The following is a 24,925-nucleotide window of genomic DNA, read 5'->3' on the forward strand; positions in this document are numbered from 1 at the left end:
CCTTCATCCGGTGACCACGGGCAGCCGCGCCCAGCCCCGCACGCTTGCGGTATGCGCGCGTTCGGCACTCGCGTAGTCGACTTCCCAGTCGGGCCAGCGCTTCAGGACCTCTTCGAAGGCCACTCGGGCCTCCAGCCGGGCCAGCGCCGATCCGAGGCAGAAGTGCACGCCCTTCCCGAAGCTGAGGTGGGCGCCCTCGCGGTGAATGTCAAAGCGGTCCGGGTCGGCGAAGTGCCGATGGTCACGGTTCGCCGAACCGTTGAGCAGCAACATGTAGGAGCCTTCCGGCACCACGCGGCCGTAGTGCTCGGCGTCGCGGGCGACATAGCGCGCCTGCACCGGTGACGGCGGCTCGTAGCGCAGCGTTTCCTCGACAGCGCCCGGGATCAGGGCCGGGTCCGCGACGAGCTCGCGACGTTGATCCGGATGATCCGACAACAGTTGTGCCATGAATCCGATCAACCGGGCCGTGGTCTCGTTCCCGGCGCCGGCGATCATCGCGGTGTAGGCGAGTACCTCGGTGCGCGACAACGGACGTCGGGTCCCGTCGGCCTCATCGACCTCGGCCCGCAGCAGGTCGGTCATCAGGTCATCGGAAGGATGGTCGGCCCGCCACTCGATGTACTCGGCGAACATCACGATGGTGTCGGCGAAGACCTGCTGGGTGACGTCACCGGGCTCGCGACCCTCGGCCATCTCGATGAAGGAGCCGTTGCGGTCGCGGATCGCCTCCTGGTCTTTCTCCGGGATGCCCAGCAGGTAGCCGATCGTGCGCATCGGCATCACCGCACCGAGGTCGGCGATGAAGTCAAAGCCTCCGGCGCCGACGAGCGGGTCCAACTCCCTGATGCAGAACTCCCGGACCAACGGTTCCACCGCCAGCATCCGGCGCGGGGTGAAGACCCGCGAGAGCAGGCTGCGGTGCAGGTCGTGCAGCGGCGGGTCCTCGAACAGCAGGATGCCCGGTGGCACTTCAAGATTGTTGAACAAGATGTCGGCGGTGGTCCCCCGGCCGGACCGGTAGGTCTGCCAGTTCGGCAGTTCACGGATGACGTCTTCGTAGCGGCTCAGGGCGTAGAAGTTGTATTTTTCGTTGTAGTACAACGGCGCTTCTTCACGCATCCGCTGCCATACCGGGTACGGATCGTCGTCGATGTCCCGGTCGAACGGGTCGTAGTACAGCTGGGTCACATTGGCGCCGGCCATGGTCACCTCTCCTGGTTGTCGCGGTGCAGGAAGCCGTGCAGCGTGGCCTGGGTGAGTTCTTCGACGATCACTTTTCGCGACGGCGGCCTGGAACCGAAGTAGGTCGAACGCAGCGCCGCCATGCCGGCGATCATCGCCACGGTGGAGTGCGCCGGCAGGTTCGGGTGCGCCGACCCGATCGATCGCAGGTTCATCCCCTCCGCGCTGATCTGGCCGAGCAGTGTGATCGCCCGCCGCACATCGGCGATACCGGCCTCGACCATCTCGTCGTCGGTGAGCGAGTCTGGCGCCATCAGTGTCACCAGCAGGCCCTGGTGACCGACGAACACATCGTAGAGTCGCCCGACGAAATGACGGGCCAGCTCCTCTTCGCCGGTCTGCTCCGGATCCAGCGCTTGCCACGTGCGGCCGAACTCGTCGATGAAGCTGGTGAACGGCTCGACGAGCGCCTCGCGGAACAGCGCCGCCTTGGAGCCGAAGTGGCGAAACAGCAGCGGTTCGGTGACCCCGGCCGCCCGGGCGATCTCCCGTGTCGTGGTGCTGCGATAGTCCTGCCGGGCGAAGAGCTCACGTGCGGCGTCGAGCAGCAGCCGGCGCGCCTCGCCGCGGGGCCGACGGGTCGCCGTGGCGCTTCGGGAACCGGACGCTGGCTGGGACAACCTTTTTCACTCCTGGGGCATCGACGGCGGATAAATTTAGGATAGTATCCACTACCTCAATTGGATAGTATCCACTACCTACCGGATTACTGTGAAGGAGGCGCGAGGTGGGCGCTGTCATCATGTTGGGCACGTTGTTCGGACTGATCGCACTGATCTACGGCGTGGTGCTGCGCCTCGACCCGGAAGCCCGCCGGTGAACGCCGGCCTGGCGCCATCGTTGGCGGCCGCCCAGACCTTCGCCTACCTCAGCGGAGTCGCGTTCTTCGCGACCGGCGTCTACCTGAGTTTGCGGCGACATCACCTGCACCCACTGCTGTTGCTGAGCATCTCAGCCATCTCCTTCTCCTGGATCGAAGCGCCGTACGACTGGGCGGTCTATGCCCAGTTCCCGCCGGCGCTGCCCCGGATGCCGTCGTGGTGGCCACTCAACATGACCTGGGGCGGCCTGCCGTTGGCCGTGCCCATCGGATACATCTCCTACTTCGTGCTGCCCGCGCTGATCGGGGCCTGGCTCGGGCGGCGGGTGTCGGCGAGATTCGGTTGGCGACGGCCGCACACCCTGCTGACGGTCGGACTCGCCGTCGGGTTCTGCTGGGCGTTCATGTTCAACGCGATCCTGGGAGCACGCCTGGGCAACTTCTCCTACGGTTACGTGATCCCGGGATTGGCGCTGTGGGAGGGCACCCCGCAGCAGTACCCGCTGTATGACTCGCTGGCCATGGGCGTGCAGATGATGGTCTTCACCTACCTGCTCGGGCGAACCGATGAACAGGGACGAAACGTCATCGAGATGTGGGCCGACAAGCGCTCGACAAGTCGGCTGCAGTCATCGGTGCTCTCCATCGTCGCCGTCGTCGTGATCGGAAACGCCCTCTACGGAGCGGTGTTCGCGCCTCATCTGGTGACCAAGCTCGGCGGCTGGGTCAATTCGGGTCCCACCGAGCAGTTGTTCCCGGGTGTGCCGAACCAGCCACTCGTGGGTCGCTGACCCGCCTGAAATCGTTGACCACGCCGACACCGCACGATAGGCTCCGCTGACCAGACCAAATATTGGGTCCGCTGGCGACCGGTCGGGTCGCCACGGTACTCAGGTGTCGGTATTCGCGGGTCGGTCATCGGCCCCGCGTCCGATGGTGACCTCCGGGTCGCGGTCGTCGAGCAGAACGGGGAGGGTCCGCTGACTGCCTCATCGGAGCGCGAAGACGCCATCGGCGCGCGATCGTCTCTTGCCGAAGTCGGCGCGTGGGCCCAGTCCTACACCCGGTCGCATCTGCTGCGGTCGCTGGGAACCGTAGGCGGCCAGACGACCCTGGGCCTACGCACCGTCCAGTACCTGTTCACCGATCTGTTCACCGGCCGCTTCCCGATAGCGGAGTTCATCAAACAGGCCGCGTTCATGGCGGGCACCGCCCTGCTGCCCACACTGCTGGTGACCATTCCGGTCGGGGTCACGTTGTCGATTCAGTTTGCGGTGCTGGCCGGGCAGGTCGGCGCCGAGTCGCTGTCCGGCGCCGCCAACGGGCTGGTGGTGATCCGTCAGGGCGCTCCCCTGGTGGCCGCCATCCTGCTGGCGGCGGCGGTGGGTTCGGCCGTGAGCGCCGATCTGGGCTCGCGGACGATGCGCGAAGAGATCGCCGCCATGGAGGTGATGGGGGTCTCGGCGATCCGCCGACTGGTCGTGCCTCGGTTCGCCGCACTGATCTTGGTTGGGGTCGCGCTGACCGGGTTGGCGACGTGCGCCGGTTTCTTTGTCGGCTACCTGTTCAACGTGTACGTGCAGAGCGGTACCCCGGGATCATTCGTCGCGACCTTCGCTTCGTTCGCGACCGTCGACGACCTCACCCTGGCCATGGCCAAGGCAATCGCCTTCGGAGCGATCGTCGCGGTGATCGCCTGCCATAAAGGCTTGGACGCCCACGGCGGGCCGGCCGGCGTGGCGAACTCGGTGAACGCCGCGGTGGTCGAGTCGATCCTGCTGCTGATGATCGTCAACGTCGGAATGAGCCAGCTTTACCTGCTGCTGTTTCCCCGAGCGAGCTTGTAACCACTATGACCGTAGCCGTCTACCGCCCCCGTGCGGTTCACCACGCCCTTCGAGCAGCCGAGGTCATGTGGGCGCCCATCTGGCAACCCGTGGCCAAGGCCGGGCACATGCTGGACTTCATCTGCCGTGTCGTGTTTGCGGTCCCGGTCATGCTGGCTCGCTACCGCCGGGAGTTCGTCCGCAACCTGTCCGACATCGCCTGGGGCAACGGGGCACTCGTCGTGGGTGGCGGAACGATGGGAGTGGCTCTGGTACTGGGGATCACCGCCGGGGCATTGCTGGCGATCGAGGGCTACAACGCGCTGAACCTGCTGGGACTGGGGCCGGCCACCGGGCTGTTGTCGTCGTGGGGATCGACGCGGGAGTTGGTGCCCGTCATGATCGCGATCGCGTTCACCACCCAGGCCGGTTGCCGATTCACCGCCCAGCTGGGAGCCATGCGCATCGCCGAAGAGATAGACGCGATGGATGCGTTGGCGATCAAGCCGATCCCGTACCTGGTGACCACCCGGGTCGCGGCATCGGTGCTGGCCGCCGTACCGCTGTTCTTGGTGTGCCTGGCGGCGGCATACGTGTCTGCGCAGCTAGTGGTCGGCATCATCGCCGATACCTCCGCAGGAACCTACGGGCACTACTTCTCGCTGTTCAGCAGTGGGCGTGACGTGTTCTACGCGACGATCAAGGGAGTCATATTCATCTTCTTCGCCGCCGTGATTCAGTGCTACTACGGCTATTTCGCCGCGGGGGGCCCCCAGGGAGTCGGGGTGGCAGCCGGCCACGCGATGCGGGCAACCATCACCGTGGTGATCATCTTGAACGCGCTGCTGACCATGGCGATGTGGGGCGTCAACGCCGGCGCGAGGTTCGGAGGCTGACGATGCCGAACTCCTTCGACGCCAATGACGGTGGCCCATCCAACGCCCGGTTGTTCTTCGACGGGCTGGGGTTGCTGGCAATCGTGGTGATCGCCGTCACCTTGATGATCGCGCAATCTCAGGGCGTTCTGCAGCACTCCGTGCGGGTCAGTGCGGAACTCACCAATGTCGGCGACGGCCTGCCGGTGAAGTCCGACGTCAAATTCCGGGGCGTGCTCGTCGGGTTCGTATCGGGCGTCACTCCGGCGGCGGCCGGCCACCCCAACATCGTGCGCATCGACCTGCGCCCGGCCTATGCCGCCGGTATTCCCGACTCGGTCACCGCCCGTGTGGTGCCGTCCAACGTCTTCGCGGTGTCATCGGTGCAGCTGGTCGACAACGGCGCCGCTGCGGCTCCGGTCCGTCCCGGTGCCGTGATCGCAGAAGACCAGACGCTGCCCACGGTGCTCTTCCAGACCACGCTGAACAAGTTCCGCCAGCTGCTCGCCGCCGTCGGCCGCCAGCCCACCGCCGACAGCGTCGGTTGGCTCACCGCCCTGGGCGACGCCACCAGCGGCCGCGGCGATCGGCTGCAGCATGCCGGTCACGACCTGAACCAGATCGTCGACCAGCTCAACACCATCGTCACCGGAGACGAGATCGGCCCATCGACGATGTCCGCGCTGACCGAGGCCACCGCCGCACTGGGCCAGGCAGCTCCGGAGCTCCTCGACGCGCTCGACGGCGCGGTCCAGCCGATGCGCACGCTCGCCGAGAAGCGTTCGGAGCTCTTGGGCCTGCTGTCCGTCGGGCTGGGAACGGCCGGCACGCTCGGCGATGCGTTCGACAACAACACCGAGCGGATGATCGAGATCTCCACGAACCTGACACCGGTGCTGGGCGTGCTGGGCGATCACGCCGAGACAACCCATGACATCGCGGCCCGGCTGACGACGCTGGTCGGCAGGGTCATGGACGTCGCGTGGAATTACGAAACGAGCCAGCTGCAGGCCAAAGCGGTCATCTCGTTGAACCCGACGCGGACCTATGTGCGATCGGACTGCCCGCGCTACGGCGACATGCTCGGGCCCAGCTGCTTCACCGCCCCCGAGGTCCCGACGGCACCGGCATTGACGCCGTCGCTGGAGTCCCGCGGTTTTCCACTGCCGCCGGGCATCACCGAGAACCGCCCCAACTACGCGCCGCCCCGATTCTCCGTACCGCCACCGGCGGCCGATCCCGAAGCCGAACCACCCCAGCCACCGCCACCTGATCCCGCACCGCCTGCCCAGCCCCCGGCCGCGGTCATCGGCGGCAATGTCGGCCCGGTCGGCAGCCGCAACGAGAAGCAACAGCTGGAGGTCATCCTGGGCGATCAGGCCAACAGTGCCAGCGAGATCCTGCTCGCGCCGGTGCTGCGCGGCACCACGGTGCGATTCACCGCCGGGCCGGGCGGTGGCAGGTGAGATACCGCAAGGCGTTGGTCGGGCTGAGCCTGTTCCTGGTGGTCGCCACCACCGCGACGTGGTTGGTCTTCGTCACCCTCCGGCGCGAAGTCAGCGGTCCGACAACCTCCTACACCGCCATGTTCACCGACGTGTCCGGCCTGCACAGCGGCGACGACGTACGCACCGCCGGTGTTCGGGTGGGACGCGTCGACGCCGTCGAACTGGACGGGACCCTGGCGCGCGTCACGTTCCGCGTGCCCAAGACCTACGCTCTCTACGACGACACCACCGCATCGGTCACCTACCAGAACATCATCGGCCAGCGCTACCTGGGGCTGTCCCCCGGAACCGCCCAATCTCACAACCGGTTACCGGACCACGGCAACATCCCGGTGGAGCGCACCACCCCATCGTTCGACATCTCTCAGCTACTCAATGGATTCGAGCCGCTGTTCACCCTGCTCAGCCCACGGCAGGTGGACAACCTCACCGCCGGAATCATCGCCGCATTGCAGGGCGACTCCGCGTCCGTGGTGACCCTGGTCAGCCAGACCTCGGCGCTCGCCGAATCCCTGGCGGGCCCCGATCAGGTCCTCGGTGACGTCATCGCCAACCTCGACGAGGTGACCGCCGTCTTGGCACGACAGGACCGCGACCTGCAATCGGTGATCGAGCACTCCCGCACCGCATTGTCGATCCTGGCCGGCCGGCGTGACGAGTTGGTGGCATCAGCTGGTTCGATCACCCAGGCGACAGATCGACTATCGGTCCTGCTGGATGCTGTCTATCCCCAGCTTGACGAATTCCTGCGGCGCGAACCAGGATTCGTCGGCCACCTCACCGGAGAGGGGCGGCAACGATTCGCCCACTACGGCGGGAACCTCGTGCTGGTGCTCAAAGGTCTCGCCCGAGCAACCCAGAGTGGCAGCTACATCGACGGCTACATCTGCGACATCAACGTCACGGTGTTCGCGTTCTTGGGTCGGGTGATCCCTGGCACCGTCAAACTCGCATCACCGGGCAATGTCGTCGAGCACTCACCGATCTGCAGGTAGGGACACGATGTCACACAGACCCAGGCGCGCGATCGAGGAATACAACACGATCTTGGTGGGGACCGTGACGGTAGCGGTGCTCGCGCTCGTCATCACCGCACTCGTGGGTGTCGGCAAGTTGTCGCTGGGGCATCGCGGCTACTCCGCCGAATTCGCCCAAGCCGCCCAGATCAGTCCCGGGGATCAGGTCACCGTGGCCGGAATCGAAGTCGGCACGGTAGCCGATGTCGCGCTCACCGGAGACCACGTGACAGTGAAGTTCACCGTCCGCAAGGGGGTGCGTGTAGGCGATGCGTCACGCGCGGCCATCAAGCTGACCACCCTGCTGGGCCGCCGCTACCTCGAGTTGACTCCCGCCGGCGAGGGTGAACTCCCCTCCCGCACCATCACATTGGCCAACACCGCGGTCCCCTACAATCTCCAGGCCACCCTGGCCGACGCGACCACCACCTTCGAACAGGTGGACGCCGACCGCATCGCCGCATCGATGGCCGAACTGGGCAACGGGCTCTCCGGTATGCCCGAGGCGCTGCCGGAGGCGTTGGCGAATGTCAAAACCCTGGCAGCCGTGGTTGCCTCGCGACGAGACCAGCTCGGGTCACTGCTGAAGAACGTCGACACCGTCACCGGGGTGATCCGCGACCAGCAGGCCGACCTCGGTGCGCTGGTCATACAGGGCCGCGATCTACTGCAGACGGTCAATGCCCGACAGGCCGCGGTACACCGGTTGCTCACCGGCACCGCGGCGCTGGTCGACACCTTGAAGATGCTGTTCAACGACGAGCCTGCGATCAACGAACTGCTGGCCAACATGCAGCAATTCGCGCAGATGGCCGCCACGCACGACGCACTGATCCGCAACACGCTACAGGTGATGCCGGTGGCCTTCCGTAATCTCGCCAATGCCAGCGGCAGCGGTACCGCCCTCGACATCAACCTGCCGGCCGGGGTACTGATCGATTCTTGGATGTGTGCGCTCAGTGAACGCGGGAAGCAATTCGGTCTGGCGCAATACTTCACCGACTGTCAACCGTCGGGGGATCCGTTCCCGGGTTGGCCACCGCCCGACCCGGCGAGGCAGCCCAGATGAGCCGTCAGATGATTCACAACAAGTCGATCGCGATCGGGATGGCCGTTGCCGCGTTCGCCGGAATCCTGTTCTGGTACGTCATATCCGGCGAGCGGCACCGCGCGCTGACCGTTACGGCCCAGTTCGAGGAAGCTGTCGGGCTCTACGAGGGCAATGCGGTGTCGGTACTGGGCATGCCGATCGGCAAGGTCACCGAGATCATTCCCCGGGACAGCCACGTCGAAGTGAAGCTTGTCATCGACAAGCCCGTCGACATCCCCGCCGACGTTCAGGCCGTCACCATCGCCACGTCCATCCTGACCGATCGGCACGTCGAACTGACTCCGCCGTACACCGGCGGCCCCAAGCTGCGCGACGGCGACATCGTGAGTCTGCCCCGCACCAGAACCCCGGTGGAGTTCGACCGCACACTGGCCATGGCCGACAAGCTGTCTCGCGCGCTGGAAGGCGACGGCCAGGGCCACGGTGCGCTCGCCAACCTGATCGGGATCGGAGCCAAGATCTCCGCCGGCAGCGGACCCGACATCAAGGCTGCTCTCGATCAACTCTCCCAGGCACTACGCCTGGGCGCCGACAACGGCGCCGCAACCGGAAGGACCGTTGCGTCGATCTCCACCAGCCTCGCCGACCTGACCCAAGCGGCCGCCGACAATGACACCGCGATCAGGGAATTCGGGTCCAACGTCCGTGCGCTCAGCGACCTTGTCGCCGCCGAGAACCTCGGCGCGGGCACCACCGGCGCGAAGGCCAACCAGATCCTCGACCAGGCGGCGGCGCTGCTGGAGCGCAACCGCGACACACTCAAAGGCACCGTCGGTGACTTCGGCAACCTCACCGGTGTCCTCGTCGACAACCGACGCCAGCTCGAGGAGATCCTCGACGTGTTACCACTGGTGGGCACCAACATCTACAACGCGGTTGATCCCAGCGGCCGTACGCTGCGGATCCACCCCACGCTCGACAAGCTCATGCTCAACGGCCAGATGGCCAAGGAGGTCTGCAATCTCGCGGGCATCAAGGATCTGGGCTGTGCCACCGGGACCGTCGCCGACAATGCGCCCGAGTTCGGCACCACCTTCTTCGTGGACGGAATGACAGGACTACTCGAACGCATGGCGGGAGCCGCGAAATGATGAGGACCCTGATCGCGGCCACAACGGCGGTGACGCTCTCCGGTTGTGCGGGTGGACTGGCGAGCATTCCACTGCCGGCACCGGGTCGCGTCGACGGGGACATCACCCTCACAGCGGTGTTCGCCAACGCGCTGAACCTGCCCCTGAAGGCGAAGGTCAAGCTCAACGGAGCCGATATCGGCGAAGTCGCAGCCATTCGTGCTGAGGAGTTCTCCGCCCACGTGACGATGAAGATCAGTGCCGGTGCACCGCTGTATGCCGACACCGTCGCCGAGCTGCGCTCGGCGACCCCACTCGGCGACATCTTCGTCGCGGTGCACCACGGGCCGGATGCGGCTGCCGACGCCACGCGGCTGCGTGACGGCGATACCATCGCCCTGGATCACACGACTTCGGCCGCGACCATCGAAGACGTACTGGGCTCGGCAGCACTTCTGGTCAACGGTGGCGCGATCCGCCGTCTGGTCTCGACGGTCAACGGAGCGGGCGACGCGGTCGGTGGGCGCGGGACGAAAGTCGCCGCGCTGCTGCACAACTCCAACACGCTGCTGTCGCGGCTGAACGACCGCTCCACGCAGCTCGACACCGCACTGCGTAACACCTCCGACCTGGCTGCCACGCTGTCAGCTCGCCGCAACACCCTCAATACGGTGCTGGCAGCCGCCACGCCGGCGACCGGGGCACTCGCCGACAGCGCCACGAATCTCGCCGACATGGCTGCTGCCGGCGGCCGGATCACTCGACAGCTCAACCGCTTTCCATCCATGCAGGGCACTGATACGCGCAGTACCATCAGCGATCTGAACCGGCTGTCGGACGTGTTCAATCAGATCTCAATGGACCCCGAGCTCAATCTGAACATCTGGAATCGAATGATCACCGGCATTACCCACATCACCAGCGGCCCCGACATTCACGCCGTCGGGACCGTCACGCAGCTGGCGATCGGCGCCCTCCCCGACAAGAACTATCCCGGCGATCCCGGAACACACGGTCCCGACGGCACCGACTGGCATGCCATGATCGGCAGCCTTCGCTACGAGTGGAACCTGTTGTTGGGCCGGATATACGGCCCCGAGCATCGGCCCCGATGATGAACAGCGCCCTGCAACTGCTGGAGACGGTGACCCGACTGCTGGTCGACGCGGTCAGAGCGCTCAATCGCCACCGTGTCGCGACGTCGGTGACGGGCATCGTCGTGACGCTGATCGCCGTACTGGTCTACATCGTCGGTGGGACGCTGGGCATCAGCCCGTTCCGGTCCACCATCTCCGTGCAGGTGCGCCTGCACGAATCCGGGGGCCTACTGCCCGGTCAGGACGTCACGCTGCGCGGCGTGCGGATCGGCAAAGTCAGCGCGGTGGAACTCGGCGACACCGGGGTGATCGCCACCGCCGAGATCGACAACCGCAACCGGGTGCCGCGAAGCAGTCTGGTGCGGGTTTCGGCGCTGTCGGCGGCCGGCGAACAGTACCTGGACTTCCGGCCGGAGCATCCCGGCGGACCAGGTCTGACTGACGGCGCCGTGATCGACGAGGACCGCACCGCCATTCCGGTATCGCTGGCGCAGCTGCTTGCCGATGCCAACGGGCTGCTGGCCCAAGTGGATCCTCAGAAGCTGGCCGCCATCACGACCGAACTTCGAGTATCCGACCAGGGGCCGGCCAAACTCGCGGCGCTGCTCGACGGTGGGGCCTTCCTCATCTCGACGCTGGACTCCGTACTGCCCCAAACGGTGAGCGTGCTGCGAACCAGTCGCACCGTCCTGACCACCCTGGCCGACAGCAGTTCGGGGCTGGCGCAATCCTCGCAGAACCTGAGCGGCATCATGGCCGGAGCCCGGTCCATGGACGGCGGATTCCGCACCCTGGTCGACAATGGCAGCCGGCCATTCACCATGCTGGACAAGATCATCGAAGACAACTCCGACACCATGGTCGGCCTGCTGGGCAACCTGGTCTCGACCGCACAGCTGTCGAACGCGCGGCTGCCCGCTCTCAACGAGATCGTCAACTCCTCTCGCGGCGGCTCGGCGGTCGAGGCGCTGAGCAGCGTGGTGCGCGACAACGCGGTCTGGGTGCTCGCAGATCTGTGGCCCCGCTACAGCTGCGACTACGGGCTGCCGGCACTGCCACCGGCCATCCCGAACTATCCCGAGCCCTACCTCTACACCTATTGCCACAACCCCGACCCTTCGGTGCTGGTCCGTGGCGCCCGTAACGCACCGCGCCCGCCCGGCGACGACACCGCGGGCCCGCCGCCGGGCTATGACCCGGTAGCTCAGACCGATCCGGTTCCGCCGGATCCACACACCCTGCTCATGCCATTCGGCGGGGTCCCGATGAATACCCCACTCCCGCCGGACCCACCGAGCTGACGAAAGAGGCCCATCATGGCGACCCGACTGCTGGACGACCCCGCCGAAGCCGACGTGGCCGGCACTGCCTGCGAAAAGGCCGCGCTGTCCTGCGAACCCGAGCGCCAGCCGCGCCGCGTCATGCTTGTCGCTGCCACCGGCATCTCCGTGACAGCATTGGCGGCATTGGCATTTCTGGGCTGGCAATACCAGCAACACCGGGTTGTCGCCGATGCGAGCAGGGCGGCACTGGCGTCAGCTCGCGACTATGCCACGACCCTGACGAGTATCGATGCCGGTCGTGTCGACGACAACTTCGCAAAAGTTGTCGACGGCGCCACCGGCGCCTTCAAGGACATGTACAGCCAGTCCGCGAGCCAGCTGCGCCAGCTGCTCATCGACAACAAGGCGATGAGCAAGGGTGTCGTGGTGGACGCGGCAGTCAAGTCGGCGGCGAAGAACACCGTCGAAGTCCTGCTGTTCGTCGACCAGTCGATCAGTAACGTCGCCAATCCGGCCGGCCGGCTCGATCGCAGCCGGGTCGCCATGACCATGGAACGGATCGACGGGCGATGGCTGGCCAGTCGTGTCGAGCTGAAATAGTGGCCGCCGCAGGCAGAAGTCTGGCGATTCTGGTGCTGCTCGCACTGAGCGGCACCGTGCTGGCCGGTGTCACGCGAGCGGAGCCCATCGGAGCAGTGATCTCGGGATCGAGTCCGGACGGACTGGGAACGTGGTCGGTACACTATCAGCGCCTCAGCACCGACGATGCGACGGCGGGGATCATCAACGATCACATCGATGCCGAAGCGAACCGCGAAGTCACCCAAGCGGTGTGGGACGGTTCGACGAGACGGCCCTGGACATTCGACGCGACCGGGACCATGACCATCCGCGCTACGACGGTGTCCGAGGTATTCGTCGGCTCGTACAACACCGCCGAACCGCACATGCCGATGCACACTGTGGGCAGTGTGGTCTGCGATGCCGGCAACGGCGATATCCTCACGTGGGACAACCTGTTTCGCGACAAGACCGCCGGGCTCATCCGCCTCGGCGAGCAGGTGGAAGCGCAGGTGTCCACGGTGGCTTCGCCGACACAACTTCGCGACTGGCGTCGCGCCGGCCAGTTCGCCCCCGTCGATGTCAACTTCAAGCACTGGACCCCTACCGATCAGGGCATCGAGTTTCACTTCCCGCCGCCCCAATTCGGCCCCGGCGTCAAGATCGTGACCGTCCCGTGGTCAGCGATCGACGATCAGATCGTGCCCCAGTATCTTTCGATCACCGGAGGTTGACCAAATATCTGTTCCGCCCGTACAGTCGGAGGCGCTACGCCGAATGCGCTCAAGCACAAGGAGCCTGCAATGAATATGGCCGACTTCGTGCTCGTCTCCGTCGACGATCACCTCGTCGAACCGCCCGACATGTTCGACAGCCACATCCCCGCCAAGTACAAAGACGATGTGCCCAAGTTGATCCAGCGATCCGACGGCACCGACGCCTGGGTCTTCGAGGGACAAGAAGCCACCAACGTCGGCCTCAATGCGGTCGCCGGCCGCCCACCGGATGAGTACGGAGCCGAACCCACCAAATTGAGCGAGATCCGCGAGGGCTGCTACAACATCCACGAGCGGATCCGGGATATGAACGCCAACGGTGTTGCCGCCGCGATGAACTTCCCGTCCTATCCGCAGTTCTGCGGCCAGTACTTCGCGCGTGCCACCGACAAGGACCTGGGTCTTGCGGTGCTGCGGGCCTACAACGACTGGCACATCGACGAGTGGTGCGGCGCCTATCCGGGCCGGATGATCCCGCTGGCGCTGCCGCCGATCTGGGATCCGGATCTGATGGCCGACGAGGTACGGCGGGTCGCGAAGAAGGGCTGCCACGCGGTCACCTTCTCCGAGAACCCCACCAAGCTCGACTACCCGTCACTGCACGACCCGCATTGGGATCCGTTCTGGCAGGCCTGCAGTGACGAGAACACCGTCGTCTGCCTGCATATCGGGTCATCGTCGTCGGTGGTGATCACGTCCATCGACGCACCCGTCGACACGATGATCACCCTGCAGCCGATGAGCATCGTCAACGCGGCGGCGGACCTGGTCTGGTCGCCGACACTGCGCAAGTTCCCGGATCTGAGGTTCGCGCTCTCCGAGGGCGGCATCGGCTGGATCCCCTACTTCCTCGAGCGGGTCGATCGCGTCTACAAGATGCACCGGGCCTGGACCCACCAGAACTTCGGCGACCGGTTACCCAGCGAGGTGTTCCTGGAGCGGGTCGTGACGTGCTTCATCGACGACGGCTTCGGCATCGAGAACCGGCACAAGCTCAACCTCGACATGATCACCTGGGAGTGCGACTACCCGCACTCGGACTCGACGTGGCCGCTGGCGCCCGAGTCGCTCGCCGGCTATCTGGACGGGGTACCCGACGACGAGGTCGACAAGATCACCCATGAGAACGCACTGCGGCTCTTCTCCTTTGACATGTTCGCCAAACTGCCCCGGGAGCAGCTGACGGTCGGTGCACTACGGGTGCAGTCCGCTGACGTGGACCTGGGCCACCGCTCCTCGGAGCGGTTGAAGAAGACCGGCACCGACACCGTGACCGTCCTCGACCTGGCCGCCAAACTGCCGACCGGAACCTGACCGGCGACCGGCCCTGACTGTCCGGGACGACAGCTACCGTCTGGTAGCGTTCAACCAAATGTTCGGTCTTTAGGTGCTCGGGTGAGGCCCGGCTGATCACGGGAGCAGTGGAGGTGCGGTGGGGCGCCAGAAGCCAGCCGGAACGGCAACTTCCGCCAACCTCACCGATTCCTACGAGGACGGGACACGGCGCACCGAGATCCTCCAGACCGCCGCCGACTTGATCGCCTCCTCGGGGTTGCGGACCTCGCTGCAGGAGATCGCCGACGCCGCCGGCATCCTGCCGGGCAGCCTCTACCACCACTTCGACTCCAAGGAAGCCATCCTGGTCGAGTTGGTGCGCCGCTACCATGCCGACCTGGAGCGCATCGGCCAGACCGCCAGCGAGAGGTTGGACGCGCCCGGGCACCAGCCGGCCGCGGAGGTGATCGTCGAGCTGGGTTCGGAGATTGCCCGGTGTGCGGTAGCGCACCGGGCCGCCCTGCAGATGTCGTTCTACGAGGCGCCGAGCGCGAATCCGGAGCTGGTTCAACTGCTTCGAGAACCGCCGACCAGCGTTCAGCGGGCCATGCTGCAAGCCTTGCGGGCCGGCCGGTGGAGCGGCTACATCCGGGGAGATCTCGACCTGGCGACGCTGGCCGACCGGATGTGCCAGTCGATGATGCACGTGGGGCTCGACGTCATCCGCAACAAGGCCGCCGCCGACCGAACGGCTTCAGTGCTCTGCCGAATCATGCTGCAGGGCCTGGCTAGTCGGCCGCCCTCCGAGAAGCAGTTGGACCGCTCCCCCGCATTCGCGGCGGCGCAAGCGGCGATCGGGACCTGGGCCGAGGAGGATGCCCACGACGACAAGGCTGCGCATATCCGCGCGGTGGCCCGAACCGAGTTCGGGCGTAAGGGCTATGAGGTCACCACCGTCCGGGATATCGCATCCGCGGCGGGGATGGGCACCGGAACCGTCTACCGGCTGATCGGCTCAAAGGACGAACTCCTGGCCTCGATCATGGCGTCATTCGGCGCCAAGGCCGGTGGCGGATTCGCCGCCGTGTTGCGGGCCGAGGCGACACCCACCGAGAAGCTCGATGCCCTGAGCTGGATCAACATCAACGCGCTGGAGCAGTTTCCGGACGAGTGGAAGATCCAGCTGGCCTGGATGCGGCACTCCCCGCCCGATACCCCCAATCCGGGTCTGGCATTCACCATGCGGATGCGTCAGCTCAAATCGCTGCTGTCCGAGGGGACTCGGTCCGGCGATGTGCACATCGAAGCCCCCTCCATGGAGATGCTGTCGCGATGTGTCATGGATCTGCTGTGGATGCCGGAGAACATCGTGCGATCCCAGGGCACGCGTGCCGCATTGACCCTGGCCCGCGACACCCTGATCCGCGGGGCGGCCGAACGCGGATCTGGCTGACGGCGACGACGCGTCGCTACCAAAATTTTGTTCCGAAACCTATTGATTAAGCCGGATCGGTCACATAGGTTCGGTCCATGTCCGGAAAGCTCAGCGGCAAGGTCGCATTCATCACCGGCGCGGCGCGCGGCCAGGGTCGAGCCCACGCGCTGGCGATGGCCAGGGAAGGCGCCGACATCGTCGCCATCGACATCTGTCGCCAGATCGAGTCGAACCCCTACCCGCTGGCGACCCCCGACGACCTCGCCGAGACCGAACGAGCGGTCAAGGAACTGGGCCGCCGCGTCGTCGCGCGGATCGCCGATGTTCGCGAGCGCCACGAGTTGCGTGACGCGCTCGATGCCGGCCTGGCGGATCTGGGCAGGATAGACATCGTCGTCGCCAACGCCGGCATCCTGCCGATGGCGATGGGCAAGCCGGACCCGATGCAGTTCGTCGACGCCTCCGATGTCGATCTGGTCGGTGTGATGAACACGGTCGCGGTCGCCATTCCGCACCTGCCCGACGGCGCATCGATCATCGTCACCGGCTCGACCGCCGGGATGATCCGGGGCACCACCGACAACCCGAACATGGGTCCCGGCGGCGCCGGATACGGGTGGAGCAAGCGCATCGTCATGGAGTACGTCGACGAGATGTCGTTGCACCTGGCGCCCAGGATGATCCGGGTCAACGCCATCCACCCGACCAACTGCAACACCCACCTGCTGCAGAACGACGGGATGTATTCGATGTTCCGCCCGGATCTGACCTCTCAGGGTAAGAAGGCCACCCGCGAGGACGCCGAACCACTGTTCACCCTCTTCCAGGCGATGCCGATCCCCTACGTGGAGCCCGAGGACATGGCCAACCTCGGGGTCTTCCTGGCCAGCGACGACGCCCGCTACATCACCGGCCAACACATCCGCGTCGACGCCGGCTCGCTGCTCAAGTGGCCCAACGGGCCGGGCGGCTGACCTCAGATCGCGTGGCGCGGCAACGTGATCGGTAGATCCAGCGAGCTCAGCAGTCCCGGCGCGGCGTCGACCACATAGGGTGCCGCGTTGACGACGCGCATCGCGGTCGCGGCCATCGCACCGCGACCTGCGCCGTGACCTTCCGCATCGCCCAGCGTCATCGCGCAGTGGATGTCGGGCTCGCCGGCGATGTCCACCCGGTAGGTCGCGTCGCAGTCCGACGTCGTCCAGTCCGGCGCCACGTCACGGGCCATCCGGATGACGTGCTCGACCACGATGGCTTCCCGGCCGTCGATGACCCCGGCGGCGCGGGTGCACACCGCACCGCACGTGCCGGCCGCGATGGTTCCGAACGCAACCTCGATGTCGCGGTGGGTGACTCGCCGATCCAGCGAGCCGCGAATCTCCTGCACACTGGCTCCCAGGCCCTGCGCCATCAGCTGAATCGGTGCGCCCCAGGCCATCTCGATGAAGCCCGGGGTGCTCAGCATCGGCTCGAAGTCCAGCGGCCGGCCGAACCCCATCCCGTCCATCATCACCTCGGCCACCGGGTAGTGGTCGTTGAGCGCGATCTCGGTCACCGTCACCGACCGGATCGTCTTGGACTGGGTGGCCAGCAGCAGCGCCAGCTGATCGGAGCCGAACCCGGGAAACACGCCGGAGACATAGAACGACGCGCCACCGGCCTCGGCTGCCGCCCGGAGCTGGTCGCGCCACTGCGGGTGGAAGTAGCTCGGCGGGTAGACCAGGCTCGTCGAGGACGTCGAGACGACGTTGATGCCTGCGGCCAGCAGCCGCAGATAGTCGGGGACCGCACCGGCGTCGCGTTCCGGCCCGCTCGCCGCGTACACGACGCAGTCCGGCCGCAGCCCGATCAGCGCGTCGGCGTCGTCGGTCGCGGTGATCCCGAGCGGGGTCCCGCCGGCGAGCTCACCGGCATCACGCCCCACCTTGTCCGGCGAATGCACCCAGACCCCCACCAGTTCCATGTCCGGCCGGGACCGGATCGCCTCGATCGCGATGGAGCCGACGCCACCGGTCGACCAGACCGCCATGCGGGTTGTGGGACTCATGGCTTCCTTAAGTTCGTAGTTGCAGTTACTTCGTGTTGTTACGTTGTGCTGTGACCCGGGTGGGTCGGGTGAGGCTGCATGGCGCTAGCCGGCCTTGGTGGTGCGGCTTGAAGGGACTGGCCGCCCGACCTGCTTGGACTTCTCTGGCCGCTGATTGAGATCTGCGATGTGATCGCTTGTTTAAGGAAATGCTGGCGGGGTTGTCCGTGGGGATCGTGTTGGCAGACAAGCGAAAAGAGGTGCGATGGCAGCGAGCCAGGTGTGGGCTGGAGTGGATGTCGGTAAGGAACATCACTGGGTGTGCGTGGTCGATGACAACGGCGCGGTGATGCTCTCGCGCCGACTGGTCAACGATGAGCAACCGATCCGTGAACTCGTAGCCGAGATTGAGCAACTGGCTGACGAGGTGTCGTGGACGGTCGACTTGACCACCGTGTATGCCGCTCTGTTGTTGACGGTGCTGGCCGACGCCGGTAAACCGGTCCGGTATCTGGCCGGCCGTGCGGTATGGCAGGCCTCGGCGGTGTACCGCGGTGGCGAGGGCAAAACCGACGCCAAAGATGCCCGGGTGATCGCCGACCAGTCGCGCATGCGGGGTACCGATCTGCCTGTGCTGCATCCCGATGATGTCTTGATCACCGAGCTGCAGATGCTGACCGCCCATCGCGCGGACCTGGTCGCTGACCGTACCCGCACGATCAACCGGCTGCGCCAACAACTCATCGCGGTCTGCCCAGCGTTGGAACGGGCCGCGCAGCTGACCCAGGACCGCGGCTGGGTGGTACTGCTGACGCGGTATCAGCGACCGAAAGCCATTCGCCAAAGTGGTGTTTCGCGTCTGACGAAGATGCTCGGCGATGCCGGTGTGCGCAACGCGGCCACGATCGCCGCCGCGGCGGTGGCGGCCGCCAAATCCCAGACGGTGCGCCTGCCCGGCGAAGATGTCGCTGCCGGACTCGTTGCCGAGTTGGCCGGGGAGGTGGTTGCCCTCGATGACCGCATCAAATCCACCGATGCCGACATCGAGGACCGATTTCGCCGCCATCCCGCCGCCGCAGTGATCACCAGCATGCCCGGCATGGGTTTCCGTCTCGGTGCGGAACTCCTCGCCGCCGTCGGCGATCCCGCCCTGATCGGCTCTGCCGACCAACTCGCCGCTTGGGCCGGGCTGGCGCCGGTATCCAAAGATTCCGGAAAGCGCACCGGACGACTGCACACCCCCAAGCGCTACAGCCGACGACTGCGCCGCGTCATGTACATGTCCGCACTCACCGCCATCCGCTGCGACCCCGGTTCCAAGGCCTACTACCAGCGCAAACGAGACGAAGGAAAACGGCCGATCCCCGCCACCATCTGCCTGGCGCGGCGCCGCACCAACGTCCTCTACGCACTCATCCGTGACAACCGCACCTGGCAACCCGATTCACCCCCGATCACCAAATCGGCGGCTTGACTTCTTCATTGAGAGTCCCTTCGTTTCCTCGCGCCACCGCCGCGGCGGCGTGTTCCAGATACGGCCAGGCGAGCGCGGGGGGCAGCCCGCCGCACAACGGCAACAGCGGCAGGCTGCGACCGGCCCGCAGCTGCGCGACTGCGTCATCCGCGGTGACGATGCGGTAGGGGCCCGATGTCTCCCGCAGTTCCGCCACGCTGGTGGCCCGCGAGATGCTGGCGATCGTCGCATCGCCGTGCCGGTAGGCGGCAGCGGTCATGGCATCGTGCAGCAGGTACGGACCCAGCTCATCCCAGGCCCGGTCCACGTCGTCGGTGACGAACACTGTCGTCGGCGCGTCCGCGTCGGGGAACTGGCACGCCCCGGGTTCGCGCCCGTGGGCGCGGCACTGTTCCTCGTAAAAATCTTTCAGGCCAGGAGGATTCGCCTGGGCGAGGAGTCCCAGCCCGTGACGGGCGGCTCGCCGCGCCGCTGCCCGGCTGGCGCCGGCGACCATGATGTGCGGTGCGCGGAGGCACGCCGGTGTCACGTGGATACGGCGGCCCTGGTGCTGCACCGGCTCGCCACGCAACAGCTGTAGCAGTAATGCCAGCTTCTCGTCGGCGACCCGGCCGCGCGCACGGCTGTCGATGCCGAAGTGCTGATATTCCTCGGCGCGGTGACCGATCCCGAACGCGTAGGCGACGCGGCCGTTGCTGATGATGTCGAGCACGCTGATGTCCTCGGCCAGCCGGACCGGATCCCAGAACGGGAGGATCACCGCCGCGAGCATGATCGTCAACGTCTCGGTCCGGGCGGCGATCGCCGCGGCCAGCAGCGGCGGCGACGGCAGGTGGCCATCCTCGGTGCCATGGTGCTCGGACAGCACCGCGGCGATCGCACCGCGGGTCTCGGCCCAGGCACACATCTCGACGGCCGCGGCGTAGAGCTCGTTGCGCGGCGCGCCGGATGCGGGTGCCCGCATGTCGAAGCGAAGGGTGAACATCTCGCAGCAGCACTCCTTCGGGATCCGCCCGACTATAACCTAATATTTGTTCCTCGGCGGTGTGGTGGTCGCATCCCACACACCCATGACGGCCAACAGGTACGGTCGGAGGCATGGCACGCGTCGTGATCTTCGGCGGCCACGGCAAGGTCGCCCTGCTGCTCAGCCCGATCCTGTCCGAACGCGGCGATCAGGTGACATCGGTGTTCCGCAACCCCGACCACAGCGAGGAAGTGGCAGTGACCGGCGCGGTTCCCGTGGTCGCAGACATCGAACAACTCGACACCGACGCCCTGGCGAAACTGGTGACGGGCCACGACGCGGTGGTGTTCTCCGCCGGCGCCGGCGGCGGCAACCCCGCCCGGACCTACGCGGTGGACCGCGACGGCGCGATCCGGGTGATCGACGCCGCCGGGCAGGCCGGGGTGCGCCGATTCGTGATGGTGTCCTATTTCGGCGCCGGCCCCGGGCACGGCGTGGCCGAGGACGATGGGTTCTTCCCGTACGCGCAAGCCAAGGCCGCCGCCGATGCTCACCTGCGAGCAAGCGACCTGGACTGGACGGTGCTCGGCCCGAGTCGGCTCACCCTCGAACCGGCCACCGGTCGCATCCAGACAGCCGCGGCAGCCGACAACGCAGCCAAGGGAACGGTGTCGCGAGCCAACGTCGCACAGGTGATCGCGGCCTGCCTGATCGAGCCGTCGACGAGACGCCGCACCATCGAGTTCAACGATGGCGAGACCCCCATCCTGGAGGCCCTGCAAGCCGGTTGACCAGGTAGTCTTGGCCACGCAACTGGTTTGCCGGTACCGCCGCAAGGTGGTGTCGACATCGAGCACAACGTGGGTTTTCCGCGGTGTGCGAGAGGGAACCCGGTGAGAATCCGGGACTGTCCCGCAGCGGTATGCAGGAACGACCGCCGTCAACAGCACTGGTCACAGCACGCGACTGGGAAGCGACGGCCACTAGGAGCACCGTCGGTGCGCGCCTGCGAGTCCGAAGACCTGCCTGTTGTGCCGGGTGCGCCGCGCCCGGCGGATCACCGCCTCGCGGAATGGGCGTCTGGTTTTTGAGGGTTATAGTGCATTAAATGTGCACGGGACCGGATTGGCTGGACGACCGCCGGCGGTGACCCACCCTCCGATTGAAGGATCAGATCGTGACCGCTCAACCTTTTACCTCCACCATTCTCGGCTCACCGCGGATCGGTCCGCGCCGCGAGCTCAAGCGCGCCACCGAGAGCTACTGGGCCGGCCGGATCGGACAGGATGAACTGCGGAACGTCGCAGCCGGCCTGCGCCGTGACGGCTGGGCGCAGCTGGCCGAAGCCGGCCTGGACTCGATACCGGTGAATACCTTCTCCTACTACGACCAGATGCTCGACACCGCGGTGCTGCTCGGCGCGCTGCCGGCTCGGGTCGCCGGGGTGGCCGACGAGCTGGACCGCTACTTCGCCGCGGCCCGGGGCAATGCCGAGATCGCCCCGCTGGAGATGACGAAGTGGTTCGACACCAACTATCACTACATCGTCCCGGAGATCGGCCCGGACACCACGTTCGCACTCAACCCGACCAAGGTGCTCGCCGAGCTGGCCGAGGCCAAGGAGCAGGGCTTCGGCGGCAACGTGGCCCGGCCGGTGATCATCGGACCCGTCACGTTCCTGCTGCTGAGCAAGGCCGTCGACGGAGCACCGGCGCCGATCTTCCGCCTCGACGAGCTGACCGACGTCTACGCCGAACTGTTGGGCAAGCTGGCCGACGCCGGGGCCGAGTGGGTGCAGATCGACGAACCGGTGCTGGTGACCGACGTCGCCGCCGACGCCCCCGCCCTGGCCGAGCAGGTCTACGCCCGGCTGGGTGGCCTGGGTAAGCGGCCGGCGATCTTCGTCGCGACCTACTTCGGTGACCCGGGCGCGGCCCTGTCGGCGCTCGCGCGCACCCCCGTCGAGGCGATCGGTGTCGATCTGGTCTACGGCCCGAACACCAAAATCGCGTCGGTGCCGGAGTTGGCCTCCAAGGCGCTGGTCGCCGGTGTGGTCGACGGCCGCAACATCTGGCGCACCGACCTGCAGGCCGCGCTGGCCAAGCTGGCGTCGCTGCTGGGTAGTGCCGGGGCGGTCGCTGTGTCAACATCCTGTTCGACGCTGCACGTGCCCTACACGCTCGACGGTGAGACCGGGCTCGACGATGCGCTGCGCAGCTGGCTGGCGTTCGGCGCGGAGAAGGTGGGCGAGGTGGCCACCCTGGCGCGCGCGCTGCGTGAGGGCCGCGACGCCATTGACGACGAGATCGCCGCGTCCAACGCCGCCGTCGCCTCCCGCAAGTCCGATCCGCGGCTGAACAACGCCGACGTCCGCGGCCGGATCGCGACGGTCGCCGGCGCGCACCGCGGCAGCGCCGAGGCGCGCCGCGCCGCGCAGGCCGAACGGCTGCACCTGCCGCCGCTGCCCACCACCACCATCGGGTCGTTCCCGCAGACCGTCGACATCCGCAAGGCCCGGGCCGCGCTGGCCGCCGGCGAGATCGACCAAGCGGAGTACACCCGCCGGATGAAGGCCGAGATCGCCGCCGTGATCAAGCTGCAGGAGGACCTCGGCTTGGACGTGCTGGTGCACGGTGAGCCGGAGCGCAATGACATGGTGCAGTACTTCGCCGAACAGTTGGAGGGGTTCTTCGCCACCGCCAACGGCTGGGTGCAGTCCTACGGCAGCCGGTGCGTGCGTCCGCCCGTGCTGTTCGGTGACGTCTCCCGGCCGCACCCGATGACCACTGAGTGGGCCACCTATGCCCAGTCGCTGACCGACAAGCCGGTCAAGGGCATGCTCACCGGTCCGGTGACCATCCTGGCGTGGTCGTTCGTCCGCGACGACCAGCCGCTGGCCGACACCGCCAACCAGGTGGCGCTGGCGATTCGCGACGAGACGGTGGACCTGGAGTCCGCCGGCATCGCGGTGATCCAGGTCGACGAGCCGGCGCTGCGGGAGCTGCTGCCGCTGCGCAAGGCCGACCAGGAGGCCTACCTGACGTGGGCGGTCGGCGCGTTCCGGCTGTCGACGTCGGGGGTGTCGGATGCGACCCAGATCCACACCCACCTGTGCTACTCGGAGTTCGGCGAGGTGATCGGGGCCATCGCCGACCTGGATGCCGACGTCACCTCGATCGAGGCGGCCCGCTCGCACATGGAGGTGCTCGACGACCTCAATGCGATCGGGTTCTCCAACGGGGTGGGGCCGGGCGTCTACGACATCCACTCCCCGCGGGTGCCGTCCAGCGATGAGATGGCCACCTCATTGCGGGAAGCGCTTGACGCCGTTCCGGCGCAGCGCCTGTGGGTGAACCCGGACTGCGGCCTCAAGACCCGCAAGACCGACGAGGTGACCGCCTCGCTGGCCAACATGGTCAAGGCGGCCGAGACGGCCCGAGCGGCCGGCGCCGGCGTCTAGCCGCGCGAGCAGTCGCGAACGCCCCCATTTTGGCGTCGAAATGGGGGCTTTCGCGTCTGCTGGGCGGGGGGAACTAGCCTCAGGGCATGGACTTCACCACGATCCGCCACGAGGTCACCGACGGCATCCTCACCGTCTACCTGGACCGCCCGGACCACCTCAACGCGTTCACCGTCGAGATGGCCGACGAGCTGGAGCGCACCTTCGTCGAAGTCAACGACGACGACGCGGTCCGCGCGGTGATCGTCACCGGGTCGGGACGCGCGTTCTGCGCGGGGATGGACCTGTCGGGTTCCGGCAACGTGTTCGGCCTCGACGAGACCAAGTCCCCGACGCTGGCCGACATGGCCGACCTCAACGACCCGGAGCTGGCCCGGGTACGCGACACCGGCGGGCAGGTCACGCTGGCGATCTATAACTGCCGCAAGCCGGTGATCGCCGCGGTCAACGGGCCCGCGGTCGGGATCGGCGCCACCATGATGCTGGCGATGGACGCGCGACTGTTCTCCACCAAAGCGCGGTTCGGTCTGGTGTTCGGCAAGCTGGGCATCACCCCGGAGGCATGTTCGACGTGGTTCCTGCCCCGGATCGTCGGGATGCCAACGGCATTGGATCTGCTGTATCGGGCCGACATCCTCGATGCCGACGCGGCACGGGCATGCGGGATCGCCCGCTCGCTGCACGAACCGGACGCATTGCTCAGCGACGCCCGCGCGTTGGCCGACTCGTGGACCAGGGGCCGCTCCCCGGTGTCGTTCGCGTTGATACGGCAGATGCTCTACCGCAACTCCGCGCAGCCGGACCCGTATGCGGCCCACCGGGTGGACTCGCTGGCGATGTTCTACACCAGCATCGGCGACGGCGCCGACGGAGTGCGCGCCTTCCTGGAGAAGCGCGACCCGCAGTTCACCTCTCGGGCCTCGGCGATGCCGCAGTTCTACGATGAGTGGGTGCGCGAGCGGTAACCGGTGCCGCCGGCCGGCTGAAATCGACTGAGTTCACCCATATTTCAAGTGGGGTCTCGACTGCGTTCAGCCGCAGGCCGCTAAGCGTGGCTAGCTTCGGTGGCGAAGGGGAGTAGTTCCTAACCGCCGCCAGGC

Annotated in this window: 22 protein-coding genes and 1 riboswitch; of the genes, 18 read left to right on the top strand and 4 right to left on the bottom strand. The window is 66.7% G+C overall.

Translation table 11 applies throughout. The features are described 5' to 3' along the window. Positions 1–3 precede the first annotated feature (3 nt). Positions 4–1,206, bottom strand: coding sequence for a cytochrome P450 (locus G6N19_RS03625; protein WP_013828048.1), 1,203 nt, complete (start codon positions 1,204–1,206; stop codon positions 4–6). Positions 1,207–1,208: 2 nt separating this feature from the next. Then, the gene (locus tag G6N19_RS03630) at positions 1,209–1,865 is read right to left on the bottom strand and encodes a TetR/AcrR family transcriptional regulator (protein ID WP_013828047.1); all 657 of its coding nucleotides are present in this window, start codon (positions 1,863–1,865) and stop codon (positions 1,209–1,211) included. 208 nt (positions 1,866–2,073) lie between these two features. Between G6N19_RS03630 and G6N19_RS03635 the strand changes: the two genes are divergently transcribed. The 14 genes from G6N19_RS03635 (at position 2,074) to G6N19_RS03700 (ending at position 16,872) form a co-directional block, all read left to right on the top strand. Further along, complete coding sequence (locus G6N19_RS03635) at positions 2,074–2,856, top strand: spirocyclase AveC family protein (RefSeq protein WP_408632480.1); 783 nt, start codon at positions 2,074–2,076, stop codon at positions 2,854–2,856. Positions 2,857–3,045: 189 nt separating this feature from the next. Continuing rightward, on the top strand, positions 3,046–3,912 hold the full coding sequence (locus tag G6N19_RS03640; RefSeq protein ID WP_081465485.1) for an MlaE family ABC transporter permease: 867 nt from the start codon (positions 3,046–3,048) through the stop codon (positions 3,910–3,912). Positions 3,913–3,917: 5 nt separating this feature from the next. Beyond that, positions 3,918–4,787: an ABC transporter permease gene (locus G6N19_RS03645; RefSeq protein ID WP_041317361.1), complete on the top strand. Its 870-nt coding sequence runs from the start codon at positions 3,918–3,920 to the stop codon at positions 4,785–4,787. Between the two features lie 2 nt (positions 4,788–4,789). Further along, positions 4,790–6,232 carry an MlaD family protein gene (locus G6N19_RS03650; protein WP_193465781.1) on the top strand — a complete coding sequence of 481 codons (1,443 nt, stop codon included), beginning with the start codon at positions 4,790–4,792 and terminating at the stop codon, positions 6,230–6,232. Beyond that, on the top strand, positions 6,229–7,269 hold the full coding sequence (locus G6N19_RS03655; protein ID WP_013828042.1) for an MCE family protein: 1,041 nt from the start codon (positions 6,229–6,231) through the stop codon (positions 7,267–7,269). Before G6N19_RS03650 ends, G6N19_RS03655 begins: the two co-directional genes overlap by 4 nt. A 64-nt stretch (positions 7,270–7,333) precedes the next feature. After that, on the top strand, positions 7,334–8,359 hold the full coding sequence (locus G6N19_RS03660) for an MCE family protein (RefSeq protein WP_013828041.1): 1,026 nt from the start codon (positions 7,334–7,336) through the stop codon (positions 8,357–8,359). Continuing rightward, positions 8,356–9,492, top strand: coding sequence for an MCE family protein (locus G6N19_RS03665; RefSeq protein WP_041319621.1), 1,137 nt, complete (start codon positions 8,356–8,358; stop codon positions 9,490–9,492). The genes G6N19_RS03660 and G6N19_RS03665 overlap by 4 nt, the downstream gene beginning before the upstream one ends. Beyond that, a complete protein-coding gene (locus G6N19_RS03670) occupies positions 9,489–10,586 on the top strand; it encodes an MCE family protein (protein ID WP_013828039.1) in 1,098 nt (365 codons plus the stop codon). The genes G6N19_RS03665 and G6N19_RS03670 overlap by 4 nt, the downstream gene beginning before the upstream one ends. Then, on the top strand, positions 10,583–11,869 hold the full coding sequence (locus G6N19_RS03675) for an MlaD family protein (RefSeq protein ID WP_193465782.1): 1,287 nt from the start codon (positions 10,583–10,585) through the stop codon (positions 11,867–11,869). The genes G6N19_RS03670 and G6N19_RS03675 overlap by 4 nt, the downstream gene beginning before the upstream one ends. Before the next feature lie 15 nt (positions 11,870–11,884). After that, positions 11,885–12,451: a hypothetical protein gene (locus tag G6N19_RS03680; RefSeq protein ID WP_013828037.1), complete on the top strand. Its 567-nt coding sequence runs from the start codon at positions 11,885–11,887 to the stop codon at positions 12,449–12,451. Next, the gene (locus G6N19_RS03685; protein WP_013828036.1) at positions 12,451–13,146 is read left to right on the top strand and encodes a DUF3298 domain-containing protein; all 696 of its coding nucleotides are present in this window, start codon (positions 12,451–12,453) and stop codon (positions 13,144–13,146) included. Before G6N19_RS03680 ends, G6N19_RS03685 begins: the two co-directional genes overlap by 1 nt. A gap of 69 nt (positions 13,147–13,215) precedes the next feature. Beyond that, positions 13,216–14,502 carry an amidohydrolase family protein gene (locus G6N19_RS03690; protein ID WP_193465783.1) on the top strand — a complete coding sequence of 429 codons (1,287 nt, stop codon included), beginning with the start codon at positions 13,216–13,218 and terminating at the stop codon, positions 14,500–14,502. A gap of 118 nt (positions 14,503–14,620) precedes the next feature. Beyond that, on the top strand, positions 14,621–15,916 hold the full coding sequence (locus G6N19_RS03695; RefSeq protein WP_193465784.1) for a TetR/AcrR family transcriptional regulator: 1,296 nt from the start codon (positions 14,621–14,623) through the stop codon (positions 15,914–15,916). A 77-nt stretch (positions 15,917–15,993) separates the two neighbouring features. Next, entirely contained in the window at positions 15,994–16,872 is an 879-nt protein-coding gene (locus tag G6N19_RS03700; protein WP_013828033.1) for a mycofactocin-coupled SDR family oxidoreductase, read from the top strand. A gap of 2 nt (positions 16,873–16,874) precedes the next feature. On the opposite strand, the gene G6N19_RS03705 is transcribed toward G6N19_RS03700, so the two are convergent. Then, the gene (locus tag G6N19_RS03705) at positions 16,875–17,945 is read right to left on the bottom strand and encodes an NAD(P)H-dependent amine dehydrogenase family protein (protein ID WP_193465785.1); all 1,071 of its coding nucleotides are present in this window, start codon (positions 17,943–17,945) and stop codon (positions 16,875–16,877) included. Between the two features lie 244 nt (positions 17,946–18,189). On the opposite strand from G6N19_RS03705, the gene G6N19_RS03710 reads away from it, so the two are divergent. Further along, positions 18,190–19,398: an IS110 family RNA-guided transposase gene (locus G6N19_RS03710; RefSeq protein WP_232062402.1), complete on the top strand. Its 1,209-nt coding sequence runs from the start codon at positions 18,190–18,192 to the stop codon at positions 19,396–19,398. On the opposite strand, the gene G6N19_RS03715 is transcribed toward G6N19_RS03710, so the two are convergent. After that, on the bottom strand, positions 19,379–20,383 hold the full coding sequence (locus G6N19_RS03715) for an LLM class flavin-dependent oxidoreductase (protein WP_193465786.1): 1,005 nt from the start codon (positions 20,381–20,383) through the stop codon (positions 19,379–19,381). The genes G6N19_RS03710 and G6N19_RS03715 overlap by 20 nt on opposite strands. A 113-nt stretch (positions 20,384–20,496) precedes the next feature. Between G6N19_RS03715 and G6N19_RS03720 the strand changes: the two genes are divergently transcribed. The 3 genes from G6N19_RS03720 to G6N19_RS03730 all read left to right on the top strand — a co-directional run bounded on the left by G6N19_RS03720 (position 20,497) and on the right by G6N19_RS03730 (position 24,790). Beyond that, positions 20,497–21,156 carry an SDR family oxidoreductase gene (locus G6N19_RS03720; RefSeq protein ID WP_193465787.1) on the top strand — a complete coding sequence of 220 codons (660 nt, stop codon included), beginning with the start codon at positions 20,497–20,499 and terminating at the stop codon, positions 21,154–21,156. 54 nt (positions 21,157–21,210) lie between these two features. Then, a riboswitch (cobalamin riboswitch) is annotated at positions 21,211–21,407 on the top strand. A gap of 135 nt (positions 21,408–21,542) precedes the next feature. Continuing rightward, positions 21,543–23,825, top strand: a complete 2,283-nt coding sequence (gene metE, locus G6N19_RS03725) for a 5-methyltetrahydropteroyltriglutamate--homocysteine S-methyltransferase (RefSeq protein WP_193465788.1) — start codon at positions 21,543–21,545, stop codon at positions 23,823–23,825. An 86-nt stretch (positions 23,826–23,911) separates the two neighbouring features. Beyond that, complete coding sequence (locus G6N19_RS03730; protein WP_193465789.1) at positions 23,912–24,790, top strand: crotonase/enoyl-CoA hydratase family protein; 879 nt, start codon at positions 23,912–23,914, stop codon at positions 24,788–24,790. The last annotated feature ends 135 nt before the right edge of the window (positions 24,791–24,925 follow it).

It is taken from the genome of Mycobacterium novum, from assembly GCF_010726505.1.
Lineage (GTDB): Bacteria > Actinomycetota > Actinomycetes > Mycobacteriales > Mycobacteriaceae > Mycobacterium > Mycobacterium algericum.

Excerpts from the sequence above, each read along its gene's own strand:
- G6N19_RS03650 (WP_193465781.1), top strand. The coding sequence starts at position 4,790 with ATGCCGAACTCCTTCGACGCCAATGACGGTGGCCCATCCAACGCCCGG.
- G6N19_RS03625 (WP_013828048.1), bottom strand. The coding sequence starts at position 1,206 with ATGGCCGGCGCCAATGTGACCCAGCTGTACTACGACCCGTTCGACCGG.
- G6N19_RS03710 (WP_232062402.1), top strand. The coding sequence starts at position 18,190 with ATGGCAGCGAGCCAGGTGTGGGCTGGAGTGGATGTCGGTAAGGAACAT.
- G6N19_RS03690 (WP_193465783.1), top strand. The coding sequence starts at position 13,216 with ATGAATATGGCCGACTTCGTGCTCGTCTCCGTCGACGATCACCTCGTC.
- G6N19_RS03665 (WP_041319621.1), top strand. The coding sequence starts at position 8,356 with ATGAGCCGTCAGATGATTCACAACAAGTCGATCGCGATCGGGATGGCC.
- G6N19_RS03730 (WP_193465789.1), top strand. The coding sequence starts at position 23,912 with ATGGACTTCACCACGATCCGCCACGAGGTCACCGACGGCATCCTCACC.
- G6N19_RS03705 (WP_193465785.1), bottom strand. The coding sequence starts at position 17,945 with ATGAGTCCCACAACCCGCATGGCGGTCTGGTCGACCGGTGGCGTCGGC.
- G6N19_RS03645 (WP_041317361.1), top strand. The coding sequence starts at position 3,918 with ATGACCGTAGCCGTCTACCGCCCCCGTGCGGTTCACCACGCCCTTCGA.
- G6N19_RS03675 (WP_193465782.1), top strand. The coding sequence starts at position 10,583 with ATGATGAACAGCGCCCTGCAACTGCTGGAGACGGTGACCCGACTGCTG.
- G6N19_RS03670 (WP_013828039.1), top strand. The coding sequence starts at position 9,489 with ATGATGAGGACCCTGATCGCGGCCACAACGGCGGTGACGCTCTCCGGT.
- G6N19_RS03700 (WP_013828033.1), top strand. The coding sequence starts at position 15,994 with ATGTCCGGAAAGCTCAGCGGCAAGGTCGCATTCATCACCGGCGCGGCG.
- G6N19_RS03720 (WP_193465787.1), top strand. The coding sequence starts at position 20,497 with ATGGCACGCGTCGTGATCTTCGGCGGCCACGGCAAGGTCGCCCTGCTG.
- G6N19_RS03715 (WP_193465786.1), bottom strand. The coding sequence starts at position 20,383 with ATGTTCACCCTTCGCTTCGACATGCGGGCACCCGCATCCGGCGCGCCG.
- G6N19_RS03680 (WP_013828037.1), top strand. The coding sequence starts at position 11,885 with ATGGCGACCCGACTGCTGGACGACCCCGCCGAAGCCGACGTGGCCGGC.